The 8,819-nt window shown below is 52.9% G+C and carries 8 protein-coding genes; 6 read left to right on the top strand and 2 right to left on the bottom strand.

Annotation, left to right across the window (positions count from 1 at the left end):
• The 3 genes from GSQ82_RS14295 to GSQ82_RS14285 form a co-directional block, all read left to right on the top strand.
• A partial coding sequence (locus tag GSQ82_RS14295) for a TonB-dependent receptor (RefSeq protein ID WP_158792913.1) occupies positions 1–2,703 on the top strand: 2,703 nt, incomplete at its 5' end.
• 335 nt (positions 2,704–3,038) lie between these two features.
• Positions 3,039–3,371, top strand: a complete 333-nt coding sequence (locus GSQ82_RS14290) for a hypothetical protein (RefSeq protein ID WP_158792912.1) — start codon at positions 3,039–3,041, stop codon at positions 3,369–3,371.
• A 159-nt stretch (positions 3,372–3,530) separates the two neighbouring features.
• Positions 3,531–4,325 carry an ornithine cyclodeaminase family protein gene (locus GSQ82_RS14285; RefSeq protein ID WP_371417209.1) on the top strand — a complete coding sequence of 265 codons (795 nt, stop codon included), beginning with the start codon at positions 3,531–3,533 and terminating at the stop codon, positions 4,323–4,325.
• A 306-nt stretch (positions 4,326–4,631) separates the two neighbouring features.
• Here the strand turns inward: GSQ82_RS14285 and GSQ82_RS25130 are convergent, their stop codons facing one another.
• Together GSQ82_RS25130 and GSQ82_RS14280 are read right to left on the bottom strand one after the other, a co-directional pair.
• Positions 4,632–4,886, bottom strand: coding sequence for a hypothetical protein (locus GSQ82_RS25130; RefSeq protein ID WP_254061650.1), 255 nt, complete (start codon positions 4,884–4,886; stop codon positions 4,632–4,634).
• Entirely contained in the window at positions 4,879–5,340 is a 462-nt protein-coding gene (locus GSQ82_RS14280) for a Sir2 family NAD-dependent protein deacetylase (protein WP_254061649.1), read from the bottom strand. The genes GSQ82_RS25130 and GSQ82_RS14280 overlap by 8 nt, the downstream gene beginning before the upstream one ends.
• Positions 5,341–5,441: 101 nt before the next feature.
• Between GSQ82_RS14280 and GSQ82_RS25750 the strand changes: the two genes are divergently transcribed.
• From GSQ82_RS25750 to GSQ82_RS14265, 3 genes are all read left to right on the top strand, one after another.
• The gene (locus GSQ82_RS25750; RefSeq protein WP_216847089.1) at positions 5,442–5,810 is read left to right on the top strand and encodes a CHY zinc finger protein; all 369 of its coding nucleotides are present in this window, start codon (positions 5,442–5,444) and stop codon (positions 5,808–5,810) included.
• 491 nt (positions 5,811–6,301) lie between these two features.
• Positions 6,302–6,646: a hypothetical protein gene (locus GSQ82_RS14270; protein ID WP_158792910.1), complete on the top strand. Its 345-nt coding sequence runs from the start codon at positions 6,302–6,304 to the stop codon at positions 6,644–6,646.
• Positions 6,647–7,105: 459 nt separating this feature from the next.
• The gene (locus GSQ82_RS14265) at positions 7,106–8,773 is read left to right on the top strand and encodes an FAD-dependent oxidoreductase (protein WP_158792909.1); all 1,668 of its coding nucleotides are present in this window, start codon (positions 7,106–7,108) and stop codon (positions 8,771–8,773) included.
• Positions 8,774–8,819: the final 46 nt, after the last annotated feature.

Raw genomic sequence — 8,819 nt, 5'->3', positions numbered from 1 at the left:
CCTTCCATTGAAGCAATCAAGGAAATCAACGTCCAGACGAACAACTACTCGGCAGAGGTAGGGCGTACCGGTGGTGCGGTCATCAATATCATTACCAAATCGGGCACAAATGATTTTCACGGCTCAGCGTATGAGTTCTTTCAAAATGACGCACTGAATGCAACCCCGTTTGAGTTCGGCGCGACGCAGGCGAATGGTCAGCCCTTAGCGAAGCCTGAACAACGTCAAAACCAGTTCGGCGGTTCATTCGGTGGACCAATCGTAAAGAACAAGCTCTTTTTCTTCGGTGACTACGAAGGTCTGCGCCAGGTTTTGGGTGCGAACCCACAAACATTCCAAACGTTGCTTCCATCGCAGTACGCACTTCTTCATAGCGGAAATATGGCGGCAATCAGTGCGCAACTTGCCGACGGGGGCCCGATCGATAGGGCCGGCTTGAACTACGCTCTGCTCTACCCGCTGGCGAACACGCCTGCGAGTCCGAGCAATCCCAACACGCAAGGTTTTACGGCCTCTCCGGTAACCACGCGCAACTCGGATACGTACGATGGACGTGTAGACTGGCAGATTGATCAAAAGGATCTGGTCTATGGCCGTTACACATATAACAAGGTTCCATCGAACTTCCCAGGTCTTTTTCCAACCGTTAGCCTAGCCGGACTGAACATCGCTCCCGGCGGTTCAATCTTTAACTACTATGGCGCAGCAATCGACACAGCACAAAATGCGCAAATAAACTTTGTGCGCACTATCAATTCGAATGTTCTCCTCCAACTCGGCTTTGGGTTCACGCGCGTCAATAATCAATCCTTGCCTCTCAACTATGGAGTAAATGCTAGCGAAGCGCTGGGTTTGCCCGGAATCAACCTCGATGTCACCACGTCGGGTCTCACGCCAGTGTCAACAGCCGGTTACGGTGACATCGGCGACGGTGCCTTTATTCCTATCAAAGATATCGACAACACCTTCCAGGAGAACGGCTCAGTCACGATCAACCATGGCAAACATAGCATCAAAATCGGTGCAGCTTTAATCCGGCGCCAAGCCGAGAATCTGCAAAACAACTATGGCATCGGCGACTATACGTTCAATGCTCTTAACCAGGATGCCACGGGCCTCGCAGCATTGCTCCAAGGCAACTTCGCCAACGTGCAACGTTCCAACGACCTTGTCCCGCCGCACTATCGGAACTGGGAGCCAGACGTTTTTATTCAAGACGACTTTCATGCTGCATCGAATCTAACGCTTAATATTGGCCTACGTTATGAGGTGCTAACTCCCTTTACTGAAGTAAAAAATGCACTGACCAACTTCGATCCGGTGAACGGTATTCTGCTGGTGGCTGGCCAGAATGGCGTAAATAAATACGCAGGGCTCAACCCTACCTACAGCAACCTTGGCCCTCGGTTCGGTTTCGCTTACACGCCAAAGCCAAACTTAGTACTTCGCGGAGGCTTTGGAATGTCCTACTTCCAAGGCAATTACACATCGAACGGCTCAGAAAAGGCCCAGCCTTTCGTCTCTGACTACCAATGCAATAACGGTAGCTGCCTGGTAAATCCCGCAACCGGCGTTGCACCAACCCGGTTCTCGCAAGGTCTGCCCGCACCCGCAGAATCCAGCGCCACGGATCCCTCGGGAAGTGTCAATGGTGTTCTAAATGCCGGATTCCGTACGTCTTATCTTGAACAATTCAACCTGGGCGTAGAACGTAGTTTTGGCGCCAATGTGCTGGAGATTACGTATGTCGGCGAACTCGGCCGGCATCTGGCGCAGATCACCAATGACCAGAACTCACCAACTCTGATCTCTAATACTGCGCTCGCAGCATTGGCGGCCCAGCAGGGGACAACGCCTGCAGCTGCCTTTAACACTCTGCGTCCGTACCACAGCACTTTGCCCAACGCGACACAGATTGCCCAGTTCACCAGTACAGGCGCTTCCAACTACCAGGCGCTTCAGATCTCGTTGACCCGACGTGCTACGGCGGGCTTGACGGTCGGAGCCAACTATACATGGGCGCACAGCCTTGATAATGTTCTGGGATACAGCAACGAGGTCAATGATGGCTATGGAGCCGTTCCTACTCAACTCAGCACGATCGAGTACGGCAACAGCGATCTTGATCTTCGGAATCGTCTGAACTTTACTGCAAACTACGAACTTCCCTTCGGCAAGAACTTAAAAGGCGCTGCGGCATTGGTTGGCAAAGGTTGGCAGGCCAATACCGTGTTGCGCTGGTCAAGCGGTCTCCCCTTTACAGTGCTCCAGAATAACGGTGTCGTAAGTACAACGAACGGCTCTACAGGCAATTCGCGTCCAAACCAAATTCACAGTGCCAACCGTAGTGGATTTAACCTCAACGAATTCTTTGACACGACCGCATTTCAGCCGCAGCTTTCTGGAACGTTGGGATCAGAGGCCAGAAATTCCCTTTATGGCCCACACTTCCGTCAGGTTGACCTTTCGGTCTTCAAGAGCTTCCCTGTCTATAAAGTTTCCACCCTTGAGTTCCGTGTCGAAGCATTCAACATCGTGAACACAACGAACTTCGCCAATCCAAACAACACCTATAATGCTGTGCCGACCGCCGGGAATCCGGACCAGTACACCTACACAGCAAACAATGTAGGCCAGATCACAAGTGCCTCTGCCAACTATGTTCCTCGGCAGCTCCAGTTTGCGCTCAAGTATCAGTTCTAATTCCTACTCAACCTAAGCCGCTCAGCGAGTGCTCGCTGGGCGGCCTGTTTTTGGATTACTATCTGGATCCAAATTTCTCCTTCACCAGTAGTCATTGGCACCTGACTTCCACTTTCAGAGTTATTTGGCGTGTTTTCAGGGATATTTCCTTCGTGAGAAGAGAGAAACTCTATCTGCCGGTAAATGCATAACTCCGATGCAATAGTGTCGCGACAATAAGACTGCAATGCAATATGGGCTGACAAGATAGAAAAAAATCCAGTGGGAATAAGTTCGGATAGGAGGTGTTTTTAAATACAACATCGTGCTGTCAGCAGCACATTCAAAGGAAATCAGTGAACCAGCCAATCTATATCATTCTCATGTCATTTGTTCTCCTCGGCTCTTCTACTGCAAACGCCGCCCCCAGCAGAATTATCCCGCCTCTAGCGCAAATGTTTAAGAGATCTCGCAATGTTAAGTTCGCCATCATTAATAAGACCGCCAGTCCAATCGAAATAATGGTTGGAGACACACCTAAGACTCTCAAGCCTGGCGAACTCGTCAGTTTCGATCTACCTGTGGGCACGCGTATCATTGCCAAGACCGCGTCGAATCACATCGCTGCAGGCGATCTCATTGAAGAGGTGAATAAGGAGCACGAAGGGGCTACCGTCGCAATCCATTGACCCCGAATGTAGAGGATGCGAATCAATTGAGCTTGCGACAGTCGTATCTGGACAACTTTCCGCTATTGAGGAGATCCCGAGATTGATCTCGTCGGTAAGAATAGCGGTGAGCGACGGGGTCCGGACCGACAACCGACACGAAAATGTATCCCGTATGCGGTGCCGTTACTGCCAGATGCTACAGGCCACGTTTCCCCATATTCGGCTTTGCGCGATCCTGGATGTTTTGCTGTGTCAGCAAGAGGTCTGCTACATGGACGAAGGGACTGCCCGACTGCAATCCTGGCTGCGAATGTCATCACGACACTCCGCACCGCTGCAGGCGCCGCCGTGGCAGCAAAGTATGCGGCTCGCCCCGTTGAGTCTGTTGTCACGATTGTCGGCGCCGGTGAGCAAGCTCATGTACAACTGGAAGCACTTCGGCTCGTGTTAAACATCGGCGCCGTCCACGTGTGGGCGAGAAATCCAGACGCTGCCGTTCGGTTTAGCGCAATCTGGAAGGAAAAGGGGGTCAACGTAACCCCATTTATAGAACTCCAATCCGCCGTGGCTGCCGCGGACGTGATCGTAACAACCACGCCGTCAGTCAAGCCTCTGCTCTTCAAGCCTTGGATTCGTCTCGGAACTCACATCAACGCGATCGGTTCGGACGCTGTGGGAAAGCAGGAACTTGCCGCGGACCTCGTCGCGCATTCGCGCGTGATTGCGGACAAGCGTGTGCAGAGCCTGAGTATCGGCGAAATGCAACAACCAATTGCGGAAGGCTTGGTTGAAGCAAACCGTATCGCCGCGGAGCTAGGAGAAGTTTGTGCGGGCTTTGTCCCTGCGAGACTCAGTGACGATGAAGTGACCGTCTTTGATTCCAGTGGCGTGTCATTCCAAGATCTGATTGTCGCCGAACACTTAATTCGCAAGGCGAGTGAGTCCAACGCCGGTATCTCTTTAACCATGTGACCGCCTTCGTAGTTTTCATCTGCGCCTGACAAACAAAATAACTGGGCACATCTATCGCCGCTTCATCAGTCGTCGGGAATTCGAGAGGTTCAAGGCTAAGCGTGTTGAGATGGATCGCGGGCTTGAGTGCCAGTGGGACAAGGATGGGGAACTTAGGTAGGCGGAATGTACAAAATAAGCTCGACGCATCCCTAGAGAGGATGATCTTTTGGGGGATGCTATGGATCGGGCGACAGAGACTTACCTGCCCACCGCCAACTGGAGGAAAGTCCTTGTCGATGAGCGCAAGACGTCAAAGCCCGAAGGCTACAGGTTCGCCCCTAGGATGCCCGGTAGGACGTCGGCGGCCGTACCCAAAATTACGTCGTCGAAGACGCCGGCATTGAGAGGCTCCTCCAGTCCCACATAGACCGACCGAATCCCCCTCCGGTTGGCTACCTGGACAAACCCCGCGGCAGGGTAAACCGAGCCTGACATCCCGACAACCAGGAGTGCAGTCGCCCAGTCGAGCTCCCGATAGATCTTGTCCATGGCCACCGGCACCTCGCCAAAATCAGACAATTTGAGGCCGAACAACCCCGCCGCAGTTGGAGCATTTCGGCATGCTGTCAGGACGTTCATAGAGCCCGCTATCGGCAAATGTCCGACCGCAGAGAACACAGCGAGATTGAAAGAGCGTGCCGTGCATGTGATGAAGGCGTTGTGATCCTGCACGCTCATGAAGATCGTCGACATTTTGAGTACAGAGATAGAAACGGTCCCCCAACCTCTTTTCGAACGCTGCAAGGGTGCGATGCGCGGCATTTGGCTGGACTGCCATGGTCTCCCGTCGGCGCATTGAATAGAACCGCCAGACCAACTCAGGATCGGCGTCCCAAGCTTCGGGCGTCGCTACATCCTCCAGCCTGTAGCCATTCCATAGACCTTCTGCGCCACGGAAGGTCGCAAGCCCACTCTCGACGGAGATGCCTGATCCTGTGAGCCCAAAAAGGCGATCCTGGAAGCCAAGGAGCATCTTGTAATTATGCGTGTAGGGATAGCTGCGTGGCTAAATGATCTCGCTTTTGTCCGACTCGATGGCGATGGCCGAAGCCGACCTGAGTACAATCGGAGTCGGTGACTATCGAACAACAACCTCTCCGCGTCACACCGGTAACAGAGATCCTGGGCCTCGACGTCGACTATCAGACGCGTTGCGAACACTCCAACTCTCCTCTCGATGTATTTGCGATCCGCCACAAGTGCTGTGGGCGGTACTACGCGTGTCAGCGGTGCCACGATGAGATGGCCGGGCATCCAACTATCCACTGGAACACCGATGAGCAGGATTCAATGGGTGCTTTCTGCGGAATCTGCCGAACAGAGGTCAGTATCAGGGCCTACCTCAGCAGCATTGACCGTTGCCCAAACTGCAGTTCGTTGTTCAATACTGAGTTTGGCTCTCAGAACAGTGCCTTCTTTGGCTTGGCTGACGTATCCGACTGATAGTTCGCTATCCTAGTTGCCTCTCGGCTGAGGGACAATCATGACGATGCAGGACAAGGTGCGCTTTTGCGCTGATCAGGAATGGAAGAGCTTACGAAACTCGATGAACTTCTTCAACGCCTCTCGACCATCAAAGAGCAAGGAAATGATGGCACTTATGAAGCATGAGTCTCTATGCATATCCATTAATTTTCGCAAAAAAATGGCCGGGAACCTGAAGATATACTCTCTCCCTCGACTCTCACATGCATTTTCCTCTTCAACCAACTGATTACACAGATGATAAACGTCAACACCTGGGCCGATACTGCCACGCTTGGGGACCTGCCAGATTCTCTCCCCATTGTCCACCGACCCATCTGTTTTGGTGGCCATCGGGAAGTTGTGGTGGATAGTCGCCTAATCTATTAGATCTAGCCCCTCTGCCGCGGGATGATTACGAAATTCAGAATAAGGTGCGCCTCGGGCGAATCACGAACGGAAGAAAACTCATGAAACGAGACGAACTTCTTAGTCGACTCCAGAACTTCAAGGAGCGAGGAAACCACGCCCTCAATATCTTGGAGGCCTCACCGCAGACGCCGGCGACGGAGGCGGAGGTTAGGACAATTACTGGATGGCTCAAGAACGAATTACAGGCTGAGTTTTTGCGCACCTCACCCGAGCGGGTTCAAAAGCAAATGACGATTTTCGAGATGAGTGTTTATGCACCAACAATCGAAGAGGCTTGGAAGCAGAGCGGAATCAGTCGCCTCAAGATCGAAGGGTCCCCCACCAAGAGGTGGGCTGAGGCGATCGAGGCCGTCGTCTACACTTCTTGCAAATATGTGTCATAGCCATTCTGTGGCACTCAGGAGCCTCGTCGAGGCTGATGACCATTGCGTTGACGATCGTGGCGATCGGAAGCCGATCATGGAGAATTGCCTGCATGAGCCGGCAGTTCTAATTTGAGCACGGGAGTTCGACCGGTATAGAAACGGTGCGATTTCGCCCACTGGAATGCTCGGTCACCTTTGTGCCAGTTGATAAGAGACAAACTGGAACAAGAGGAGCTGGCTATGGCCATAAAGAGTCTCAACTTCCGGGATTGATTCTTATCACGAGCATATTCTTGAGAAGCTTAAGCATCGTTTTGAGGCGGACAGTTATCATCCTCCAGTAATCGCGAAGACGATACCGCTTAGGAAGGCACAACGCGCCTATGAACTCGTGGCCAAAAGGGTGCGAGGCTCGTTGTTCATAAGCCGAGTTTGAAATGACCGTAGAATAATCTCGACACACCCTAGGAGAAGACCATGAATGCCGCCCAAGGGGCTTTCGATCCTACCGACGCATATACACGGCAACTTGAGATTTTTCCACGTTTATCGCCGGAAATGGTGGCTCGTATCTCCACCTACGGATCGAGAGAGACACTTCCTAAGGGTTGTTCCGCCTTCGAGCGCGGCAATCGCAATGTCGATTTCTTCGTCGTGCTCGAAGGGGAACTGGAAATACTAAGCGTCGACAGGAGCGGCAAAAGCATCCGAGTAACGACGGTCTCCGAACGCGAATTCACCGGAGAGCTGGATCTTGTCAACGAGCGCGCAAATCTGGTGGATGGGCGCGCCGTAGTGGACAGCGAGGTCCTCCGGATACGGCGCACCGACTTCCGGCGGCTCATCACATGCGAGTCCGACATCGGAGAAATAGTGATGAAGGCCTTTATTCTGCGCCGCCTTGGTTTGATTCAGCAGGGACAAGGCGGCGTCATTATAATTGGCCCAACCCATTTCGCAGATACAGTCCGGATTCAACGGTTCCTTGTACGAAATGGCTACCCGCATCGCCTGATCGACACGGACCGCGATGAGGCTGTTGACGATCTTCTTGTCTACTTTGATTTGAAGAAAAGCGACCTGCCCGTTATCGTCTTGCCCGATCGGGGTATCTTGCGCACTCCGTCCAATTCGGAGATAGCCGATGTTCTGGGCCTAACCGAAAATTTAGACCCTTTCTATATCTACGATGTCGCCGTGATTGGCGCCGGCCCTGGAGGTCTCGCAACGGCGGTCTACTCAGCCTCAGAGGGTTTATCTACGATCGTGGTCGAAGGCGTAGCTCCAGGCGGGCAGGCAGCGAGCAGTTCCAGAATTGAAAACTATCTCGGGTTTCCGACCGGAATCTCAGGACAGGAGCTCGCCAACCGTGCGCAGCTGCAAGCCCAGAAGTTTGGTGCCCGTCTTGCGGTATCTCGTGCTGCTCAAAACCTCAACTGCGCCGAACATCCTTATGAACTCCGGCTCGAAGACGACCAACGGATCAGAGCGAAAGCCGTCGTAATCGCTACGGGGGCTCGATATCGAAAGCTCGATCTCCCGAACTATGATCGCTTTGAAAATCAAGGCATCTACTATGCTGCGACAGCGATGGAAGCGTCGCTGTGCCTCGGCGAAGAGGTAGTCGTGGTCGGAGGAGGCAACTCGGCCGGCCAGGCGGCCGTATTTCTATCTCGAACTGTCTCTCATCTTCACCTCCTTGTTAGAGGTGCCGGGCTCGCTGCAACGATGTCGGATTATCTGGTTCAGAGAATCCTCGCGGCCGCAAAGATCACGGTCCAAGTCAATACCGAGATTACGGAGCTTGAGGGCGACGAGTCTCTTCGCTTCGTTACATGGACTGACAGGAAGACAGACGTCTCTGAACGGCGATCAATCATGAGTGTATTTGTAATGACCGGAGCTAAGCCAAATACCGAATGGCTGCACGGATGCCTTGATATGGACAGCAGGGGCTTCATTCAGACGGGCATCGGGATTGGTGGTTCCAAACCATTATCAGCCTACTCTACGGCACTGCCGGGAATCTTCGCGGTAGGCGACGTACGTTCTGGGTCAGTCAAGCGCATGGCCTCCGCAGTAGGTGAGGGATCTGTTGTAGTGGCTGCAATTCACGAATATCTTGCATCCTACAATTTCGACTGAGGCAGATCGTACTCAACGCTACAACGAGATGTGAATGTACTGGATT

This window comes from Granulicella sp. L60 (assembly GCF_009765825.1).
GTDB lineage: Bacteria > Acidobacteriota > Terriglobia > Terriglobales > Acidobacteriaceae > Edaphobacter.
Note: the sequence above shows the minus strand (reverse complement) of the source record. Positions and strands in the feature narration are given on the sequence as shown.

Excerpts from the sequence above, each read along its gene's own strand:
- GSQ82_RS14280 (WP_254061649.1), bottom strand. The coding sequence starts at position 5,340 with ATGCTCCTTGGCTTCCAGGATCGCCTTTTTGGGCTCACAGGATCAGGC.
- GSQ82_RS14270 (WP_158792910.1), top strand. The coding sequence starts at position 6,302 with ATGAAACGAGACGAACTTCTTAGTCGACTCCAGAACTTCAAGGAGCGA.
- GSQ82_RS14265 (WP_158792909.1), top strand. The coding sequence starts at position 7,106 with ATGAATGCCGCCCAAGGGGCTTTCGATCCTACCGACGCATATACACGG.